At 43.8% G+C, this 19,639-nt stretch carries 17 protein-coding genes and 1 pseudogene; 15 read left to right on the top strand and 3 right to left on the bottom strand.

Annotated elements, in window-relative coordinates; genetic code table 11:
- Window positions 1–14: 14 nt before the first annotated feature.
- The 11 genes and pseudogenes from gshA (at window position 15) to FLAVO9R_RS05695 (ending at window position 11,967) form a co-directional block, all read left to right on the top strand.
- The gene (gene gshA, locus FLAVO9R_RS05650) at window positions 15–1,613 is read left to right on the top strand and encodes a glutamate--cysteine ligase (protein ID WP_159529555.1); all 1,599 of its coding nucleotides are present in this window, start codon (window positions 15–17) and stop codon (window positions 1,611–1,613) included.
- Window positions 1,614–1,679: 66 nt separating this feature from the next.
- Window positions 1,680–2,318, top strand: coding sequence for a transglycosylase SLT domain-containing protein (locus tag FLAVO9R_RS05655; RefSeq protein WP_159529557.1), 639 nt, complete (start codon window positions 1,680–1,682; stop codon window positions 2,316–2,318).
- Window positions 2,319–2,575: 257 nt separating this feature from the next.
- Window positions 2,576–2,740, top strand: a pseudogene (locus FLAVO9R_RS20435) (transposase); the annotation flags it as partial.
- Between the two features lie 251 nt (window positions 2,741–2,991).
- Entirely contained in the window at window positions 2,992–3,939 is a 948-nt protein-coding gene (locus FLAVO9R_RS05660) for a transposase (protein WP_232370586.1), read from the top strand.
- Window positions 3,940–4,302: 363 nt separating this feature from the next.
- Window positions 4,303–5,559 carry an efflux RND transporter periplasmic adaptor subunit gene (locus FLAVO9R_RS05665; protein ID WP_159529559.1) on the top strand — a complete coding sequence of 419 codons (1,257 nt, stop codon included), beginning with the start codon at window positions 4,303–4,305 and terminating at the stop codon, window positions 5,557–5,559.
- An 18-nt stretch (window positions 5,560–5,577) separates the two neighbouring features.
- On the top strand, window positions 5,578–6,312 hold the full coding sequence (locus FLAVO9R_RS05670; RefSeq protein WP_159529561.1) for an ABC transporter ATP-binding protein: 735 nt from the start codon (window positions 5,578–5,580) through the stop codon (window positions 6,310–6,312).
- A gap of 1 nt (window position 6,313) precedes the next feature.
- The gene (locus FLAVO9R_RS05675; RefSeq protein WP_159529563.1) at window positions 6,314–7,627 is read left to right on the top strand and encodes an ABC transporter permease; all 1,314 of its coding nucleotides are present in this window, start codon (window positions 6,314–6,316) and stop codon (window positions 7,625–7,627) included.
- 9 nt (window positions 7,628–7,636) lie between these two features.
- Complete coding sequence (locus FLAVO9R_RS05680; RefSeq protein WP_159529565.1) at window positions 7,637–8,845, top strand: ABC transporter permease; 1,209 nt, start codon at window positions 7,637–7,639, stop codon at window positions 8,843–8,845.
- Between the two features lie 22 nt (window positions 8,846–8,867).
- Window positions 8,868–10,211, top strand: coding sequence for a sigma-54-dependent transcriptional regulator (locus FLAVO9R_RS05685; protein WP_159529567.1), 1,344 nt, complete (start codon window positions 8,868–8,870; stop codon window positions 10,209–10,211).
- A complete protein-coding gene (locus FLAVO9R_RS05690) occupies window positions 10,208–11,566 on the top strand; it encodes a sensor histidine kinase (protein WP_159529569.1) in 1,359 nt (452 codons plus the stop codon). The genes FLAVO9R_RS05685 and FLAVO9R_RS05690 overlap by 4 nt, the downstream gene beginning before the upstream one ends.
- Window positions 11,567–11,841: 275 nt before the next feature.
- Window positions 11,842–11,967 carry a DUF3149 domain-containing protein gene (locus FLAVO9R_RS05695; RefSeq protein ID WP_013784987.1) on the top strand — a complete coding sequence of 42 codons (126 nt, stop codon included), beginning with the start codon at window positions 11,842–11,844 and terminating at the stop codon, window positions 11,965–11,967.
- An 84-nt stretch (window positions 11,968–12,051) separates the two neighbouring features.
- Here FLAVO9R_RS05695 and smrB read toward each other — a convergent pair whose 3' ends face one another.
- Entirely contained in the window at window positions 12,052–12,645 is a 594-nt protein-coding gene (smrB, locus tag FLAVO9R_RS05700; protein ID WP_159529571.1) for an endonuclease SmrB, read from the bottom strand.
- A gap of 88 nt (window positions 12,646–12,733) precedes the next feature.
- On the opposite strand from smrB, the gene prmB reads away from it, so the two are divergent.
- The 4 genes from prmB (at window position 12,734) to FLAVO9R_RS05720 (ending at window position 16,737) form a co-directional block, all read left to right on the top strand.
- On the top strand, window positions 12,734–13,669 hold the full coding sequence (prmB, locus tag FLAVO9R_RS05705) for a 50S ribosomal protein L3 N(5)-glutamine methyltransferase (protein WP_159529573.1): 936 nt from the start codon (window positions 12,734–12,736) through the stop codon (window positions 13,667–13,669).
- 9 nt (window positions 13,670–13,678) lie between these two features.
- Window positions 13,679–14,788, top strand: a complete 1,110-nt coding sequence (gene aroC / locus FLAVO9R_RS05710; protein ID WP_159529575.1) for a chorismate synthase — start codon at window positions 13,679–13,681, stop codon at window positions 14,786–14,788.
- 116 nt (window positions 14,789–14,904) lie between these two features.
- Window positions 14,905–16,080, top strand: coding sequence for an MFS transporter (locus FLAVO9R_RS05715; protein ID WP_159529577.1), 1,176 nt, complete (start codon window positions 14,905–14,907; stop codon window positions 16,078–16,080).
- 192 nt (window positions 16,081–16,272) lie between these two features.
- A complete protein-coding gene (locus FLAVO9R_RS05720; RefSeq protein ID WP_159529579.1) occupies window positions 16,273–16,737 on the top strand; it encodes a hypothetical protein in 465 nt (154 codons plus the stop codon).
- A gap of 77 nt (window positions 16,738–16,814) precedes the next feature.
- Here FLAVO9R_RS05720 and FLAVO9R_RS05725 read toward each other — a convergent pair whose 3' ends face one another.
- Window positions 16,815–18,329, bottom strand: coding sequence for a SpoVR family protein (locus tag FLAVO9R_RS05725; protein WP_159529581.1), 1,515 nt, complete (start codon window positions 18,327–18,329; stop codon window positions 16,815–16,817).
- A gap of 3 nt (window positions 18,330–18,332) precedes the next feature.
- Window positions 18,333–19,619 carry a YeaH/YhbH family protein gene (locus tag FLAVO9R_RS05730; protein WP_159534409.1) on the bottom strand — a complete coding sequence of 429 codons (1,287 nt, stop codon included), beginning with the start codon at window positions 19,617–19,619 and terminating at the stop codon, window positions 18,333–18,335.
- Window positions 19,620–19,639 lie beyond the last annotated feature (20 nt).

The following is a 19,639-nucleotide window of genomic DNA, read 5'->3' on the forward strand; positions in this document are numbered from 1 at the left end:
CATGGATATGAACATTGACTGTAAACTCAACGTGTTTCAACAAGCGTTTGGCTGCGCTTAAATCACCTGAATTTTTAACGGCACTTACGCAAATAAAGCGTGGTGTTGAGCGTGAAGCATTACGAATTAAGCCAAACGGCGCTCTGTCGCAAGAGCCTCATCCAAAGGCGTTGGGTTCAGCGCTAACGCACGACACGATAACCACTGACTTTTCCGAGTCTTTGTTAGAGTTTATTACGCCCCCAGAAAGTAGCGCCGCTACTACTATTACGCAGTTGCAAGATGTTCACAAGTACACCATTGATAATATTGGTAACGAGCAAATTTGGCCCCTCAGCATGCCATGTTTTATCGAAGATGAAGCACATATCCCTATTGCTTATTTTGGCGAATCTAATATTGGTAAAATGAAGCGAGTATATCGAATTGGGTTAAAAAACCGCTACGGCAGCATGATGCAGGCGATTGCTGGCGTACATTTTAACTTTTCTTTTTCCGATGATTTCTGGAAGCAATGGGCTGAGCTTAACGGTACTGAGCATAGCCAAGATCAAACTTCAGCCAACTACTTTTCATTGATCAGAAACTACCGTCGCTACTGCTGGATAATCCCTTTTCTATACGGTGCATCACCTGCATTGTGTGGTTCGTTTTTGAAAGGAAAAGAGCACGCATTACCGTTTGAAAAAGTGGGTAAGGGCACGTATTACATGCCGTATGCCACGTCATTGAGAATGAGTGACTTGGGATATACCAGTGCTGAGCAGTCGTCGCTTAAAATTTGCTATAACCAGTTAGATAACTATGTTCGGCTGCTTCGTGGTGCTATGGATACGCCGTCAAATCGTTTTAGTAGCTTTGCTGCTGGCGACGGTGGTAACTATCAGCAGCTCAGCCGTAATATTTTACAGATTGAGAACGAGCTGTATTCGCCAATACGGCCCAAGCAACCTACGCAATCGATGGAAAAACCTACCGACGCACTGGTTAAGCGCGGCATCAGCTACATTGAAGTGCGTGCGTTAGATGTAAATCCCTTTTCGCCCATTGGTATTAGCCAAACCCAATTCGATTTTCTCGATGTGTTCTTACTGACGTGTTTGTTGAAGCCAAGTGCTGAACTAGACGAAGCGCAGTTAAATGAAGCAAAAGACAACATGAATCGAGTGGTATTAGAAGGCAGAAAACCTAATTTGGCGCTTATTCGCGATAATGAGGAAACAACATTAACGGCGTGGGCTTCATCATTGTTTGACGAGTTTGAGCAAGTGGCAGAGATACTCGACTTGGCAAATGACACAACACGATATAGTGACGCGGTTGCCGCAGAGTCGATGAAAGTTGCAAATCCAGCGCTAACCCCTTCAGGCGTGCTTTTAGAGGAATTGCTTAAACATGACAAAGATAATGGTGTTTATGGCTTAGAGCTAGCTGCACGTTATCAAGAGCAGATGAAAGGTTTCGATTATCAGCAAACTACGGAAGCTATGTTTGCTGATGCCGCTGAGACGTCGTTAGCTGCGCAAGCCGATGTGGAAGCCGCTGATACGAAAGACTTCGACAGCTTTATTTGTGATTACTTCAACGAACCGCAAGCAAAAAAAAACGCCTGATAGAAATCAGGCGTTGAAGGTTCCAGGGAAACACACATTTTACTAGAACATAAGTTAAGACAAGCTATGCATCAAAAGTTCAAACCGTTGTGTATTTTTTTATCAATTTTGGTCGTGCTTTTTCCACTGTTTATCGCTGGATGTGCAACAACGCCCCCGAAAGATAGCAGCAATTTGTGCGAAATCTTCTTTGAAAAAGATGATTGGTACGACGCCGCCGCTGATGCTCGTGATAAATGGGGCGTGCCCATTCATGTGCCTATGGCGATGATGTATCAAGAAAGCTCATTTCGCCACGATGCTTTACCTCCCCGTGATTACGTATTTTTCGGCTTAGTCCCTTGGGGTAGAGTAAGCTCTGCTTATGGCTATTCGCAAGCTAAGACACCCACATGGGCTGACTACATGCGTGAAACCAATAATAGCGGCGCTGATAGGGATGATTTCGAAGATGCCATCGACTTCATGGGCTGGTTTATTTATAAATCGCAGAAGGTAAATGGCATTTCAAAGTGGGATGCTTACGCCCAATACTTGAATTATCACGAAGGCTGGGGCGGCTATAAACGGAAAAGTTACGACCGAAAACCCTGGCTGAAGAAAGTGGCATCTAAAGTGAAAGCAAGATCATTACGCTACGCAACCCAGCTTAAAACCTGTGAAGAAGAGCTTAGCAAAGGCTGGTTCATGAAGCTCTTTAGCTAGCAATGCGTGGATAGCAATGCGGACACCCACCTTCAATATTGACACCCACTAAAAGAGTTTGGACACCCACAGATGTCAAAGCCTTGGACATTAGTGGGTGTCCAGGTTTTTTTTGGTTACTAGGTGAGAAGACACACACAAATCGCGAAGCTTAATCAACTCACCCGAAATAGAGAGAAAAACTAACCCAAGGTTCAGTATTCTTCTCTAGCGTATTAATCCACTATAAGCATCAAATATCCACACCAAATTTAAGCATGCCGCGTCCTCGTAAGTCACTAATATGTTTAGAAGACACTCCTTACTATCATTGCGTTTCTCGTTGTGTTCGAAGAGCATTTCTATGCGGAAAAGACAGGTTTAGCGGAAGAAGCTACGAGCACAGAAGGCAATGGGTAGAGAATCGATTGCTTAAGCTCGCAAGGGATAGCAATGCGGACACCCACCTTCAATATTGACACCCACTAAAAGAGTTTGGACACCCACAGATGTCAAAGCCTTGGACATTAGTGGGTGTCCAGGTTTTTTTTGGTTGCTAGGTGAGAAGACACACACAAATCGCGAAGCTTAATCAACTCACCCGAAATAGAGAGAAAAACTAACCCAAGGTTCAGTATTCTTCTCTAGCGTATTAATCCACTATAAGCATCAAATATCCACACCAAATTTAAGCATGCCGCGTCCTCGTAAGTCACTAATATGTTTAGAAGACACTCCTTACTATCATTGCGTTTCTCGTTGTGTTCGAAGAGCATTTCTATGCGGAAAAGACAGGTTTAGCGGAAGAAGCTACGAGCACAGAAGGCAATGGGTAGAGAATCGATTGCTTAAGCTCGCAAGTGTTTTTGCAATCGAAGTTTGCGCTTATGCAGTAATGAGCAATCATACCCATACTGTATTGCGTGTTGATAAGAGTCATGCGCTTGCAATGAGCCCTGAGGAAGTACTGAGCCGGTGGCATACGCTTCACAATGGAACTTTGCTTACTCGTCAATTTATGAATAGAGAACAGAGGCCTAGCCTCTCTGAATCGCAATTAAAAACGGTACTTAATTACGTGGATATATATAGAAAGCGTTTGTACGATATCAGTTGGTTTATGCGGCTTCTAAATGAATTTATTGCGCGAAAAGCAAACACGGAGGACGAATGTACCGGGCGTTTTTGGGAAGGGCGGTTTAAGTCTCAAGCTCTACTAGATGAATCAGCATTGTTGGCTTGCATGGCCTATGTTGATTTAAATCCGATAAGAGCTGGCAATGCGAAGACCCCTGAAAAGGCAATGTATACCAGTGTGAAACGTCGTATAGCAAAGGCAAAAGAGAATAAACAACCTCTAGAGCTACTTCCATTTGTTGGTGGGTCTCAAAATAATAAAGCAAAAGGGTTACCTTTTCGATTAGATGATTATTTGCACTTGGTGGATCAAACCGGTAGGCAACTAAGAAGTAACATCAGGGGAGAGATCCCCCGAAACTGCGAGCCTATTTTATCGCGTACAGGTTTAACACAAACAGATTGGTCTGCAGTTGTAAGCTCCATAGAGAGCAACTTTTCCAGCAAGATCAGCTTGGCATTGGTAAAGCGAAAAACTGTATTGAGCCATCAATTAGCCTGCTAAAATTTAATTCGCTATCCCAACCTATGTATTTCACATCAATGAGTACTGAGAAGAGTTAATGCCGTTTTTTAGTAACCTCAGTGATTCTTCTGATATCCAACCCTAAATTTAGCCAACCCGTCCGCTCAGTTGAGTCGGACAGTAAAAAAGTGTCCGCTCGGACACGCCAGCTACTCAAAGCTTAATAAAATCATTAATAATCAATGTATTAAATGTTGGCATGTTATTCGTACTACTAGTTCACACTTCCAACAGAAACTAGATTAACATGTTGCTTATTCACTTTATCAGTCTGCCTATTTTTATTTTTGTCATTGTAGTGTTGCTCGCTAATTTCGAGTCAGTAAGTCATGAGGATGTCTTATGATTCAGGATACTAGTAGTCAGGATACCGCTGTTGTAACGCAGCCGTCGCGAAAAAAATGGGTGGGTGTCTTAGCTATACTATTAATAGTGGGTGTCTTTGGATATCTCTTTCTTTTTTCCAGCTCCACCGCTGGCTTATCTAGCAGTCGTGATTCGCTAAAGTTCAGTGTAGTAACAAAAGGCGAGTTAATTAGGGATATCGTCACCACAGGTAGAATAATCGCTTCAAATGCCCCGCAGTTGTATAGCCCTGAGCAAGGCTATGTTCTTTTAAAAGTAAAGCCCGGTGATTCGGTAGAAACAGGGGATATTGTAGCAATAGTCGATTCTCCCGAATTGCAGAATACTATGAAGCAAGAGCAATCAGCGCTAGCAAGCTTGGAAAGTGAGCTTGCTAGGCAAGAGCTTGATGTACGTAGACAGGCACTTTTATTAAACAAACAAGCTGATATTGCCAACGTAGAATTGGTTGCGGCCCAGCGAGAAGAAAAAAGAGCAAAATTGTCAATCAAAGATCACCTCATAAGTCAGATAGATTTAGAAGAGGCGCTAGATAATTTAGCCAAAGCAGAAGTGACTTATAAGCACGCCATTAGTGAAATTGAATTAGCAACAGATACGTTAGCTTTTGAACTTAAGACCACGAAAGAGAAGGTCGCCAGGCAAGCTCTAGTTGTAGATGACCTTACCCGTCAACTTGCCGATTTAACTATTAGAGCCGGCGTGTCCGGAGTCGTGGGGAATGTACTAATTCAGCCGAATGCACTTGTGGCTAAAAATGAGCCATTAATGAAATTAGTAGATTTAACCGCTTATGAAGCCGAACTCAATGTTGCTGAGAGCTATGCAAATGAGCTGGGGTTAGGGATGAGTGTTGAATTAAAAGTGGGTGTCCAAAAAGTGATTGGCACACTGGCTTCAATATCCCCAGAAGTTGTCGATAGACAAGTTATTGCAAGGGTACGCTTTCCTGAAAATAGCGTGCAATCAATTCGCCAGAATCAACAAGTGTCAGCACGGATATTGTTAGAGAACAAAAGTGATGTACTCAAGGTAGAGCGTGGGAGTTTCCTTCAAGCCGGAGGCACCACAGCTTATCTTGTTACAGGTGATCTGGCCGAGCGAATAGACATTCAAATTGGCGCAACCAGCATTCGAGAAGTCGAAATTCTCAGCGGCCTGGATGAGGGCGACCAAATAATAGTTTCAAATTACGAACAGTTTAATCAAGCGTCTACAGTACTTCTGCGCTAATAAAAAGGATAAACAGCAATGTTAACCATGAACAACGTAAGCAAAATATACCAAACGAACAGCGTACAAACTCATGCACTAAGGGACTTTTCGTTAACCGTAAATGAAGGCGAGTTTATTGCGGTTACAGGGCCCTCTGGCTCTGGGAAAACAACATTTTTAAACATTGCCGGTTTGCTGGAGCCGTTCACGTCAGGCCAATATACCTTAGATGGCGTTGATATCGGCGGATTGTCTGATAATCAAACTGCCGATTTAAGAAACCAAAAAATTGGATATATATTTCAGGGCTTTAATCTAATACCTGATTTGAATTTATATGAAAATGTCGAAGTGCCCCTGCGCTATCGAGGCATTGCCGCAAAAGAACGTAAAATAAGAATTGAACAATGTTTAGAGCAAGTTGGTTTAGCCAGCCGAGCTAAACATTTACCGCAACAGTTGTCTGGTGGGCAACAACAGCGTGTTGCTATAGCTCGTGCTCTGGCGGGCAAACCTCGCTTCTTACTTGCCGATGAACCTACGGGAAATCTGGATAGCCTTATGGCGCGCCAAGTTATGGAACTACTTGAAGAGATAAACAAAAATGGCGCAACAATTGTGATGGTAACCCACGATGCCGAGTTAGCGCGCCGAGCTCCTCGTAATATACAAGTGGTAGATGGCCAGTTAGCTGACTTCACCTTATATCAAGGTAAGCCGACTTTAGCAGCCACCCGCGACAATGAAACCGTTGTTGCGTCAGGAGTATAATATGTTTCTCCATTATATTGATTTGAGTTGGCGAAGCATTAAGCGCACGCCAGTAATTAGCTTTCTGATGGTTTTTGCTATCGCTATTGGAATAGGTCTTACCATGACGAGCTTGTCTGTTTACCACATGATGTCGATGGACCCCATTCCACATAAAAGTGGTAATATTTTCTATCCGCAGCTGAATATTATGGATGATGGCAATGAGTGGCATTCCTCTGATAACCTGCCTTATCAGCTCACTTATCAAGATGCCATTAATCTCTACAATGCAGATATCCCAGTACTAAAATCGCCGAGTTTTAGAAGTGGGTTCTCTGTGCACCTTAATTCTCCAGAAGTAAAACCTACTATGGAGCCGGCTCGCTTGGTGAATAGAGAATTTTTTACCATTTTCGACCGACCATTTGTTTACGGTGCGCCTTGGTCTCGAGATTCACAAGACACCCATGAATATGTAGTGGTCATTTCTGAAAAAATAAACGACCGTTTATTTGCAGGAAAAAACTCGGTTGGGCAACATATATACCTTGATAACAATAGTTATCGCATTGTGGGTGTCTCGGCAAATTGGGAACATCATGTGAAGTACTACGACGTAAACAACGGCGCGTTTAACGTCGCAGAACAACTTTATATTCCCTTTTCCATTGCGCCATTAGAGGAAATAGGGACGTGGGGCAACATGAATGGTTGGAAACATGAGAACTCAAAGGGATATCAAGGGCTATTGGCCTCTGAGAGAGTTTGGATACAATTTTGGGCTCAACTTAATACAATGCAAGAAAAGCAACAGTTTGGTGATTACCTCATTTCCTATATGGATGATCAAAGAGAAAAGGGTAGATTCAATCGAGAAGTTTTGGAGTTTAAGCTTCGAAATGTCACTGAGTGGCTGGAATACAACAAGGTGGTATCTGAAGACAATCGTATTCTAGTGGGGTTGAGTTTTATGTTCCTATTAGTGTGTGTGTCCAACATTTTAGGGCTGTTGCTGGCGAAGTTTCTAAAGCGGGCGCCAGAAGTGGGTGTCCGGCGAGCACTAGGGGCGAGTAAGCGTCATATTTTTGCTCAGCACATCGTTGAAGTATCAGTAATCGGACTCGCGGGGGGGCTACTAGGAATAGCCATAGCTCAGCTTGGCTTATGGGGCGTTCGTGTGACCAATAGCTATTATGGTGCCCTAGCTAACATGGATGTCTCAATGTTACTTACAGCGCCGATTATTGCCTTAACGGCGAGCTTTTTGGCGGGGATATACCCAGCCTGGTTAGTGTGCAGAACACAGCCAGCCATCTACTTAAAAAGCCAATAGGGGCATGCTATGTTAGACATTAAACCCATCTTCAATGCCATACGTCGCTCTAAAATTGGCGCCGTGCTCCTATTGCTTCAAATTGCCCTTACCATGTCGATTGTTAGCAATGCTGCATTTATGATTAACGATCATGTATCTTATCTACGCAAAGATACAGGGTTTCCGGAAAAGGAAATATTTAGCTTCGCCGTAATGACTTTTGGAAAAGATCGCTCGCTTAGTCAGCAAGCCGAAGTTGATGAAACGATGATCCGAAACCTTCCCGGCGTCATTAACGCAACTCTATCACAAGCCGTGCCATTGTCAGGCGGAGGTTCAACCTCCACAATGCGGTTGCGCCCTTCTCCAGAAACGTCTAAATCTGTTAGTGTTGCTTACTATAATACCGATGAACATGGCTTAGAGACCTTTGGGGTTAAGCTCATTGAAGGGCGTAATTTTAGACCCGAAGAGGTAATCATTGGTGATGACTTTAATGGGAATGGCCCAAATACTATTATCGTCTCGCAACCTTTTGTAGAGGCACTGTTCCCCGATGGTAACGCGCTAGGCCAAACCGTGTACTTTTCAAACCGGCCATTACAAATAATCGGCATTGTGGAAACGATGAAAAGCCCGTGGCCAAGCAGTGATCGAGACGAGATCACTGCCTTAGTGCCCTTTATAGATGCAAAGAATTATCAGCATATAGTCGTTCGAGCAGACAAAAATGAGCGCGCAAACATCATGGCCAATATAGAACAAAATATGTTGGACGCTTATGATAAGCGAGTCATTATTAATGTGGATGGGTTAGATAAAACCAAAGAAAACTATGACGCCACCGATGTGCTCATGATGCGTATGTTGATTGTACTTGTTGTGATTCTTTTACTGATTACGGCTCTTGGTATATTTGGACTTACCCAATTTAATATTAGTAAACGTACTAAGCAGATTGGCACCCGCCGAGCGTTAGGGGCAAGAAAGTCTGCTATCGTACGATATTTTTTGATAGAAAATACCATGGTTTGCATGGCGGGTTTATTTATCGGTGGAGTGGCAGCAGTGGTATTAGGTGATGTGATGATGAAGACTTATTCCATCTCATCACTTGAGCTAGAATTCATTGTGGGTACCGCCATATTCATTTTTGCAATGAGTATATTTGCCGTTATCTTCCCCGCTATGCGAGCCGCTAATATTTCACCCAGTATTGCTACTCGCAGTATATAAGTCGTATTTAAGAAGTGTAGACATGACCAAAGTGTTAATTGTTGATGACAACGCCGCTGTATTAGAGGCGTTATCACTATTGCTAGAAATTCATGGTTACGAAGTGGTGACAGCCACAACGCCAAAAGCGGCGCTGCAGATAGTCAATTACCAAGCTATCGGGCTAGTGTTGCAAGATATGAACTTCAGTGCAGACACAACCTCAGGCGAGGAAGGGCGCGAGCTCTTCTTCGCGCTGCGTCAGTTAAATCCGCTATTACCCATTATTCTCATCACGGCGTGGACGGAATTGGAACAAGCGGTAGAGTTGGTGAAAGCAGGCGCGGCTGACTACATTCCAAAGCCGTGGGATGATAGCAAGCTTATTACCACCATTAAAAATCTTGTGGCACTAGGGCAGGCCGCCAGCCAAAATAGAGTGTTGAAGCAACAAGCGGCAAATTTTGACAATACGCGTCAAGCAGCAGTAAGTATTGGGTTAGTGTACGAAAGCGCAGCCATGCAGCGGGTAGTAGATATGTCGGTGCAGGTGGCTAAATCTGATGTGCCGGTACTTATTACTGGGCCTAATGGAAGCGGAAAGGAAAAAATTGCCGAACTTATTCAGTCTCAATCACCCCTTAATCAGTCGGCATTTGTAAAGGTCAATGCGGGGGCCCTTCCTCAAGAACTTATTGAAGCAGAGCTCTTTGGCGCAGAAATAGGCGCGTTTACCAGCGCTAATAAAACGCGAATTGGCCGCTTTGAAGCCGCTAACCAAGGCACCTTGTTTTTAGATGAAATTGGCAACTTGCCTTTGTCTGGCCAAGTCAAATTATTGCGCGTACTGCAAACCGGTGAATTTGAAAAACTGGGGTCGGTGAAAACACAAAAAACAGACGTAAGAATTATATCTGCCACCAATTCTGATTTAACTCGCGACATCGTAAACGGCGCATTTCGCGAGGATTTGTTTTATCGCCTAAATGTCATCGAAATTAATGTGCCGCCACTTAATGAACGGGGTGATGATGTGTTGGCCTTGGCAAAGCATTTCCTACCAGGTCGAGACATTAGCCTCACTGGGCAGCAGGCACTACAAGCCTATGCGTGGCCAGGAAATGTACGTGAGCTTGAGAATGTATGTCGACGAGTCAGTATATTACATCCAGATGGTACGCTGGATGCTGAGGACTTCGGTTTACCCTCTATTAGTGGTGAGGTGAATACAGAGCAAAAAAGTGGAAAAGAGCCCAGCAAATCAGAGATTGAGGCGGCGCTAACAGAATTTAACGGCACTATATCTAAAGTGGCAAGGTACTTGGGGTTATCCAGACAAGCGCTTTACCGCAGGCTAGATAAATATGGAATTGATTATAAATCGTGAGGTTAATTAAAAATAAGCTTCTGGTAGCTGCGCTTTGCGCTACGGCAATAGGTATAGCGCCTATGTTGTATGTAAGCGACCTATCGGTTGTGCAAAAAGCCCTGCTTGTCATTTCGTCTTTGTGCTTGAGCGCGATTGCAGTGAAAGTCTGTACGGTGCAGATAACCAAGCAATTAGAGGCCCTTAAAATAGGCTTGCTCAATTTTAAAGACGGTGAGTTTTCATCAACACTAGCTTGTAAAACTGATGACGAGTTTGAAACTTTATGCCAGCTTTATAACGATACTGCAGAAACCCTTCGCCGAGAAAAACAGTGGTTGTATCAGCGAGAGCTGATGCTAGACAAAGTGCTGCATAGTTCACCTGACGTTTTGCTATTAGTGAACGATCAGATGCATGTGGTACTGAGTAACCGCCAAGCGTGCGAATTCTTCTTCTCAACAAATAATATTGGGAATAGTGACCCTGAGGAAAGTGTCGTTGGTGCCAGTAAGTTGGGTACCAGAAGCTTGGAAGGTTACACCCTCGGCACGTTACTCAAAAACAAACCAGACACCCTAAAAGATGTCTTGCTAGAAAACCGAGAAGGGCTATTTACCTTGCCTCAGGGTGCTAGCGGCATTCAAACGTGGCATATGGCTACGGGAACGTTTTTGTTAAATAATCAAACTCACCGGCTTTATATTCTTAAGCAAATGACACGGGAGCTAAACAGACAAGAAGTGTCGGTTTGGAAAAAAGTGATAAGGGTGATTAGTCACGAGCTGAATAATTCATTGGGGCCTATTTCTAGCTTATTGCATAGCGGCCAAATCGTAGGCCAGCAAAATGGTGATGCCCGTCTAGTGCGTGTGTTCCATACCATTGAAGAACGTATTGCCCATTTAAATCAATTTGTTCAAGGATATGGAAGGTTTGCAAAATTGCCTCCACCGGTTTTGGTAACGATTGATTGGGATAAAATAACGGCACAACTCAGCAATCAATGTGACTTCAAGTTAACCATGTCAGAGTCTGTCGAGGTGAAAGCCGATGCAGTTCAAGTAGAGCAGTTATTAATTAACTTACTTAAAAATGCCCATGAGTCGGGAGGAAACCCACAGGATGTGGAGCTCGTCATCAAGCAAACGGCCTCTCAAGTTATTATAGAAGTGCTCGATAGGGGAAAAGGCATGACGGATAGCGTGATGACTAATGCGCTGGTTCCTTTTTATTCCACTAAAGCTAATGGGAGTGGATTAGGGTTGGCGCTATGCCGAGAAATCACCGATGCGCATAATGGCCATTTAGTGATTCAAAACCGAAAAGACAAAGGACTGTGTGTACGTTTTATTATTGATAAAACGACAAAGTAGCAGACAAAAAAAGAGGGGAACAGACGGGCGTCTGTTCCCCTTACGACGCTAAGCCAAGACCGTTTTTAACCTACGTCGAACAGGCATGTATAATGTATTGTAAATGAGAATGATTTGCAATGGCATTTTGAGTTATTTTCAATTTATTTCTATATTGATCTCGATCAACTTCTATACAAGCCTTCTATTTACCGGATTTCAGGCTTGATCCAGATCACAAACCATCATCAGGAAATCGCTATCATTAACTTATTAACCCTGTGAGGAGAAACACCATGTTACTAAGTATGATTTCAGATCCCGTTGTATGGGGCTCGCTTTTAGGTATCAGTATTATTATTGGAATGGGCGTGTTCTATACCTATCTATTTATGCACAACAGCGCAGAGCTTGATAAGTAAATACCGTTTTGCCCCTAAGTCGCGGCGTTTGACAAGAATTAGGTCAATGTTAGGTCTAGAACTCAGTAACTATAACTACGTTCACTATCGCTTATATTCTGGCGTGGGCACATCTAGCAACACAAGCAATGCCGCTTGTCCGCCGTATTCAAGTGGCGCTTGGTGGAATGCATTCACGTGGGGATGCTGTATTAAGTAGTGGGGGAGTGCATTTTTTAAAACGCCCTGTCCAAACCCGTGCATGATGGAAACACAGTCTACCGACTCTTTTCGGGCGGTATAAATTAATGAGGCTATTTCGGTTTTTGCCATTTCTCGGGTCATACCGTGCAAATCCAGCAGAAACTCAGGGGAATAGTCTCCTCGTCTAAGCTGCTTTAGTACATGCGTTGGCACGCCTTCTCGGCAATACCGCATGGGGCCTTCTTGCGGAAGTACAGCTTGGTACATATCGGAGAAGCTAAAACTCGCCGCTACCTGCTTACTGCCTTTTAGGTCTTTAACCCCTGCTAATTGCTTTTTCTTTTCAAGGGCGACTTTCTTATTCGGAACAATCTTGTCCTGCTCCATGGGCTTTACACCTTGCACAGCATCAGCAAATGAGAAGGTATCTTCAATCACTTTTGGCTTCTCAGTGCCTTTTTTCATGGCTTTTAGTTCTTTTTTAAATACTTTCATTATGAACCGATATGCAAATTAACGTGGGCGCAGGCGTTATCTTTGGGTATGATACCAGCTTTCATATTCCTGATGTACCCAAGCTCTTATGACCGACAAGTTTTACTTAGAAGAAGCCATCGAAGATTTACACAGAATACTTGATATGATTCGGTGGGCTACCAGTCGATTTAACGACGCCGCCCTCTATTTTGGTCATGGTACCGATAACGCTTGGGATGAAGCATTAAGCCTTACCATGCAAGCGCTACACTTGCCGCATTCGTTATCTGAGCATGTTGGCGACAGTATGTTGTCATCAAGACTCACAAAAAGTGAGCGCGAAAAAATTGCTGAGCTTGTTTTAAAACGGGTACAAACCCGTATGCCTCTGCCTTACATTACCAACGAAGCTTGGTTTTGCGGCATGCCATTTTATGTTGATGAGCGCGTGCTTATTCCTCGCTCTCCGTTTGCAGAACTGATTCAAAATAACTTTGAGCCTTTCGTTAAAGAAGCACCGACTCATATTTTAGATATGTGTACCGGTGGTGGTTGTATCGCTATTGCACTTGCGCATGCGTACCCCGACTCACAGGTTGATGCGGTAGATATAAGCGAAGATGCCCTTGAAGTGGCCGATATTAATATTCAAGAGCATCAATTAAGTCACCGTGTTTACCCTATCCATTCTGATTTATTTACTAATTTAACCGGGCAGAAGTACGATTTAATTGTATCAAACCCACCTTATGTTGATGCTGAAGACATGGCCGACTTGCCTGATGAATATCATCATGAGCCAGAGCTAGCATTAGCGGCCGGCGATGACGGGTTAGAACTCGTGGATATTATGCTACGTAAAGCACCACAATATTTAACCGATAACGGCTGGTTGTTCATTGAAGTAGGTAACAGCGAAGTGCATATGGACACTCGCTTCCCAGGCCTTGAAGTCATTTGGCTAAGCTTTGAAAATGGCGGGCAGGGGATATTTGCCGTGAACAACTCAACATTAGAAAACTATTTTAACAGCAAGGATTAATTCTCGATTATGTCAGGCAACAGCTTTGGAAAACTCTTCACCGTTACCACATTTGGAGAAAGCCACGGTATCGCCATTGGCGGTGTTGTTGATGGTTGCCCTCCAGGCCTCACGTTAAGTGAAGCTGATTTACAGGGCGATTTAGACAGACGTAAGCCTGGTACATCCCGTTATACCACCGCCCGTCGTGAAGATGATGAAGTGCAAATTTTGTCTGGCGTGTTTGAAGGAAAAACGACGGGTACCAGTATTGGTTTGTTGATTAAAAACAAAGATCAACGAAGCCAAGACTACTCAAATATTGCTGACCGTTTTCGCCCAGGCCATGCCGATTATACCTATGATCAAAAGTATGGTTCACGTGATTATCGTGGTGGTGGTCGCTCGTCTGCCCGTGAAACTGCGGTACGTGTTGCTGCGGGTGGTATTGCCAAAAAGTATTTAAAAGAAGTGCATGGCGTTGAAGTACATGGCTACCTTTCTCAATTAGGGCCTATTAGCGTTGAAAACGTTGACCATGCGGTGACGAATACCAATCCTTTTTTCTGCCCTGATGAAAGCAAACTCGAAGCGCTAGATGAATACATGCGCGAGCTAAAGAAATCTGGCGATAGCATCGGTGCTAAAGTTTCAGTCGTGGTTAAAAATGTTCCAGTGGGGTTGGGCGAGCCAGTATTCGATAGATTAGATGCCGATATTGCGCACGCTATGATGGGCATTAATGCGGTTAAAGGCGTAGAGATTGGCGACGGTTTTGAGGTTATTAACCAAAAAGGAAGTGAGCACCGTGATACGCTTTCACCTGAAGGTTTCCAATCAAACCATGCGGGTGGCGTACTAGGCGGTATTTCAACAGGGCAAGATCTTGAAGTCCATATGGCACTTAAACCAACATCTAGTATTTCAGTGCCAGGTAAAACCATCAACAAGCAGGGTGAAGAAATCGAAATCGTCACGAAAGGTCGTCACGACCCTTGTGTAGGTATTCGTGCGGTGCCTATTGCTGAAGCGATGATGGCGATTGTATTGATGGATCACTACTTGCGTCACCGTGCACAAAACGCTTCTGTGGTATCGACTACCGTACCTATTGCAGGTCAGGCAGGTAAAGCTGAATAAGCGCTAACTAAGCGATAAGAAAACAGCGCGTCAGTATAATAGTCATCATCCAGCTTATCCCCTTCATACGCCACAGGTAACGTTACCTGTGGCGCTATCGCATACGGAGTTGTGCAGTGCCATTCGCTAAATTGCCCTTTGCTAACCATAAATCACTCATTGTTCTCGCGTTAACCTATTGGCTGTATTTTGGTCAACTGGGTGTTTTAGTCCCGTATTTGGGTATATTTCTTGATGGTCGCGGCTTTAGCTCTGCTGAAATAGGGGAGCTCTTCGCGGTAATAACCCTTGCTCGTATTTTAGGGCCAGGACTATGGGCGGGCATTGCTGATAAAAAAGGCAACGCGGTAAGTGTGTTAAGGCTGGGTAGTTTTCTTACGGTAGCCACCTTTTGTTCGGTATTTTTATTTGAAGGCTTCTGGGGGCTAACGCTGTCTTTCGGCTTAATGATGATGTTCTGGACGGCGGTATTACCTCAATTAGAGGTTATCACTATGAAGTCAGTAGAAGGCACTAAAGCCAGCTATGGGCTTATAAGGTTATGGGGAAGTATCGGCTTTATATGCTTAACGGTAGGTGTAGGCAAGGCCCTAGATAGCTTTTCTACTGAAACACCGGTAATCGTGAGTGTGGGCGTGCTACTGCTATTGTTCGTGACCACGCTATTCATTCAAGCGCCGAAAGCGAGTGCCGAGAAACACACTGCGGTAGGCAGCATTTGGCAGTACGCCAGACAGCGTCCCTTTGTAGTTTTCATCTTTGCGTCTATATGCTTACAAATTAGCTTTGGTGCTTATTACGGTTTTTTCGCGTTATATATGCGTGACCTTGGCTACAGCGGCCAGCAAACTGGTTTATTCATCGCCCTAGGCGTACTGGTAGAAGTGGGTATTTTTCTTATTGCTAGCCGTTTAACCGCACGTTTTGGCGTGTGGAATCTGTTATTCGCCAGCTTGCTGCTAACTGCGTTGCGTTGGTACGCATTGGCATCTGCTGCCGATAGCATGGCGGTGATATTACTCAGCCAAGTGATTCATGCATTAAGCTTTGGGTTAACCCATGCGGTTTCTGTGTACTTCATTCATCAATTTTTACCACCTCCTTTTCACAGCCGAGGCCAAGCCATTTATATTAGCGTGGCATTTGGATTCGGTGGTGCGTTCGGTAATTACATGGCAGGGCAGCAATGGGACCAAGGAGCCAATGCTTATGAAACCTTTGCCACTGCGGCGGTGTTCTCGGCGATAGGTGCGGCCTCCTTGTTTTTCTGTAAGCGTAAGCAGCTTATGTAGAAGGTATTTCTATCAAAGCTTACTGTTCCAAGCCGTCCCCCAAAATTAGCCAACTTACAATAACTGACTATACTGAGATAGACGCAGCACGAAAAAGGTAGGAAGAATCGATGGCATCATGGAGCGATACTCAGCGCCATAGATATAGGTTTTATTGTCAGCATTCTTCTTGTATTAAAGAGGAGTGTTAGCATGAATACACGCTCTGATATGGTGTGTAGTAAAAAGTTTCCCCATGCCGCTTACACTATTGAAATTGCTGGCTCTACGCTTATTAGTGAATTAGATGGTCAATGGTCTACTGAAATATCGAATAGTTATATTGGGGATGTTAAGCAAGAGGTAACCGCAAGATTTAACATGCGTTGGCTGCATATCGTGTTGTTAGATAAGTGGGATTTAACCACTTTTGATGCCATGGAAAACTTTACTCAATATGGAGTGTGGTGTTATGAGAATGGCGTAAAAGCGTCGTTCTATGTGTATCAAACCAACCCAATCAAACGATACCAACTGGCTAAAATGTTACCCGAAAGAGCCAAAGACTACGTCAGCTTTCACGTTCAAAGCATTGACGACGCTTTTCTGTACGCCTCTGAAAACGGCTTTTTTGACGAGCCTAAGCCAAATCAAACAATTAAAACACTGAATGCCTGACATACCCCAGCCTCTGCCGAAGTGCGTCAGCCACATACGCGGCACCCCCGTAAATAACAGAAGATGGCAACATTCAATTACTTACTGGTTCGACACTCGGCAAGTAGGGTCGGAAGCCCTGTATTGTTTTCTTGTTCAAGTCTTACATCGAACTTCCACAATCTATGAAGATGACGCATAACCTCACCCTTGGAGTTACCTAACGGAATGCCGTGCTGAGGAACGTAGCGAAGGGTCAAAGAACGATCGCCTCTCACATCAACGTTATATACCTGAATGTTAGGCTCTAGATTGCTTAAATTATATTGGGCAGAGAGCTTTTCTCTAATTGTCTGATAGCCGTTCTCGTCGTGAATAGCGCTAACGCTCACATAGGAATTGTTAGCATCGTCTTCCAACGCAAATAATTTAAAATCTCGCATTAGTTTGGGTGATAAGAACTGACTAATGAAGCTTTCATCTTTAAAGTTATGCATGGCGAAATGCACAGTTTCAAGCCAATCTTTACCTGCGATAGTCGGTAAGTATTCATAGTCTTCTTTAGTGGGAGCTTGGCACACCCGTTTGATGTCCATGAACATCGAGAATCCTAACGCATAAGGGTTAATGCCAGAATAGTATGGGCTGTTGTAATCGGGTTGCATGACAACGCTGGAATGACTGTGCAAAAACTCCATCATAAAACGATCGCTGACTAATCGCTCGTCGTACATTTTATTTAGAATGTGGTAATGCCAAAAACAGGCCCAGCCTTCATTCATCACTTGTGTTTGTTTTTGAGGGTAGAAGTACTGAGATACCTTGCGCACAATGCGTACAATCTCTCGTTGCCAGGGTTCTAATAGTGGCGCATTTTTTTCAATGAAATACAGTAAGTTTTCTTGTGGCTCGGAAGGAAAGCGTAGGGTGTTTGTGTCTTTGCTTTTAGGGTTGTTCGGCAAGGTTCGCCACAGCTCATTAACTTGTGACTGTAAATACTGAGCACGTTCTTCTTGACGGGTTTTCTCTTCCTGAAGCGATATTTTTTGTGGCCTTTTGTATCTGTCCACACCGTAATTCATTAAGGCGTGACAAGAATCAAGAATGTTCTCGACTTCCTCAACACCGTGTTTTTGCTCACATTTAGAAATGTACTTCTTGGCAAAAACCAAATAGTCGATAATGGAACTGGCATCTGTCCAGGTTTGAAAAAGATAATTACCTTTGAAAAAAGAATTATGGCCATAGCAGGCATGGGCCATCACTAACGCTTGCATAGTAATGGTATTTTCTTCCATTAAATACGCAATGCAAGGGTCGGAATTAATCACAATTTCATAGGCCAAGCCCATTTGGCCTCTGCGGTACTGTTGTTCGGTTTGAATAAACTTTTTACCAAATGACCAATGGGTATAGTTTAGTGGCATACCTATGCTGGCATAGGCATCCATCATTTGTTCGGCGGTAATAACTTCAATTTGGTTAGGGTAGGTGTCTAGCTTAAACTCTTTAGCAATACGGTCGATTTCTGTTTCATAGTCGGTCAGTAACGAAAATGTCCAATCTGGGCCATCATCTAATTTATGTTTTTGACGCGCTGCACTTGCAGACATGGGCTAACCTCCTTGCGTACTTAACTGCTCGGTACGCTTGAATATTTCTCTGAATACAGGGTAAATATCATCCGGAGACTGGATGTGTTTACAGACTATATTGTCGAAAGATTGACTTACCTTTTCGTATTCTCGCCATAGGGTTTGGTGTTGGCGTTCGGTTATTTCAATATAGGCAAAGTAGCGGGTGGCGGGTAATAGGTTGTTGACTAATAGTGAGCTACATAAGGGCGAATCATCTGCCCAGTTATCGCCATCTGACGCTTGAGCGGCATAGATATTCCAATTACCGTCGCTAAACCGTTCTCGCACTATTTCATCCATAAGCTTTAGTGCACTAGAGACAATAGTACCGCCGGTTTCTTGTGAATAGAAAAACTCCTGTTCGTCGACTTCTTTTGCTTGTGTATGATGGCGAATATACACCACTTCTACATTCTCGTAGGTTCGGGTCAAAAACAAATACAGCAAAATATAAAAGCGCTTGGCTACATCTTTGGTAGCTTGATCCATAGAGCCAGAAACATCCATTAAACAAAACATCACTGCTTTGCTCGTTGGGATAGGGCGCTTGTCGTAGTTTTTAAAACGTAAATCGAACGTGTCGATAAAAGGGACTTTAGCGACTTTGGCTTTAAGTAGTGCGAGTTCTTTTTCAATCTCTTCAATGGCTAGTGCATTATCTTTAGGGGCTGCACTAAATAAGGCTAACTGTGCTTCTAACTCCCTAATGCGCTTACGGGTAGAACCGGTTAACGCAATCCGTCTGGCAACGGAGCCCTTAAGAGAGCGAACAATGTCTAAGTTACTCGGCACGCCGTCAGTTTGATACCCAGCACGATAGGTTTCATGTTGGATAACTTTGTCGAACTGATTTTTCTTTAAATTTGGTAGGGCTAAGTCGTCGAATAAAATATCCAAATATTCATCTTTCGAGATGGAAAATACGAATTCATCCTCACCCTCTCCGCGATTCCCCGCTTCGCCTTCACCGGAGCCTTGACCCGCGCCACCAGGGGGACGGTCAATTTGGTCGCCAGCAATAAATTGGTCATTTCCGGGGTGAACAATATCTCGCTTGCCTCCCTTCCCGGTGTGGAAAACAGGTTCAGAAATATCGCGAGTAGGAATACTTACCTGCTCGCCCGAGTCTAGGTCGGTAACAGAGCGTTTACCAACGGCATCAGTAACAGCACGCTTTATTTGTTGTTTATAGCGTTTGATAAAGCGCTGTCTGTTTACTGTGCTTTTGCCTTTACTGTTAAGTCTTCGGTCGATGAAATGCGCCATAACCACCTGCTTGTCATAGG

Origin of the sequence: Alteromonas sp. 38 (assembly GCF_902506055.1) — a bacterium.
In the GTDB taxonomy this organism is placed as follows: Bacteria; Pseudomonadota; Gammaproteobacteria; order Enterobacterales; family Alteromonadaceae; genus Alteromonas; species Alteromonas lipotrueae.

Excerpts from the sequence above, each read along its gene's own strand:
- FLAVO9R_RS05655 (WP_159529557.1), top strand. The coding sequence starts at position 1,680 with ATGCATCAAAAGTTCAAACCGTTGTGTATTTTTTTATCAATTTTGGTC.
- FLAVO9R_RS05660 (WP_232370586.1), top strand. The coding sequence starts at position 2,992 with ATGCCGCGTCCTCGTAAGTCACTAATATGTTTAGAAGACACTCCTTAC.
- FLAVO9R_RS05665 (WP_159529559.1), top strand. The coding sequence starts at position 4,303 with ATGATTCAGGATACTAGTAGTCAGGATACCGCTGTTGTAACGCAGCCG.
- FLAVO9R_RS05670 (WP_159529561.1), top strand. The coding sequence starts at position 5,578 with ATGTTAACCATGAACAACGTAAGCAAAATATACCAAACGAACAGCGTA.
- FLAVO9R_RS05675 (WP_159529563.1), top strand. The coding sequence starts at position 6,314 with ATGTTTCTCCATTATATTGATTTGAGTTGGCGAAGCATTAAGCGCACG.
- FLAVO9R_RS05680 (WP_159529565.1), top strand. The coding sequence starts at position 7,637 with ATGTTAGACATTAAACCCATCTTCAATGCCATACGTCGCTCTAAAATT.
- FLAVO9R_RS05685 (WP_159529567.1), top strand. The coding sequence starts at position 8,868 with ATGACCAAAGTGTTAATTGTTGATGACAACGCCGCTGTATTAGAGGCG.
- FLAVO9R_RS05695 (WP_013784987.1), top strand. The coding sequence starts at position 11,842 with ATGTTACTAAGTATGATTTCAGATCCCGTTGTATGGGGCTCGCTTTTA.
- smrB (WP_159529571.1), bottom strand. The coding sequence starts at position 12,645 with ATGAAAGTATTTAAAAAAGAACTAAAAGCCATGAAAAAAGGCACTGAG.
- prmB (WP_159529573.1), top strand. The coding sequence starts at position 12,734 with ATGACCGACAAGTTTTACTTAGAAGAAGCCATCGAAGATTTACACAGA.
- aroC (WP_159529575.1), top strand. The coding sequence starts at position 13,679 with ATGTCAGGCAACAGCTTTGGAAAACTCTTCACCGTTACCACATTTGGA.
- FLAVO9R_RS05720 (WP_159529579.1), top strand. The coding sequence starts at position 16,273 with ATGAATACACGCTCTGATATGGTGTGTAGTAAAAAGTTTCCCCATGCC.
- FLAVO9R_RS05725 (WP_159529581.1), bottom strand. The coding sequence starts at position 18,329 with ATGTCTGCAAGTGCAGCGCGTCAAAAACATAAATTAGATGATGGCCCA.
- FLAVO9R_RS05730 (WP_159534409.1), bottom strand. The coding sequence starts at position 19,619 with ATGGCGCATTTCATCGACCGAAGACTTAACAGTAAAGGCAAAAGCACA.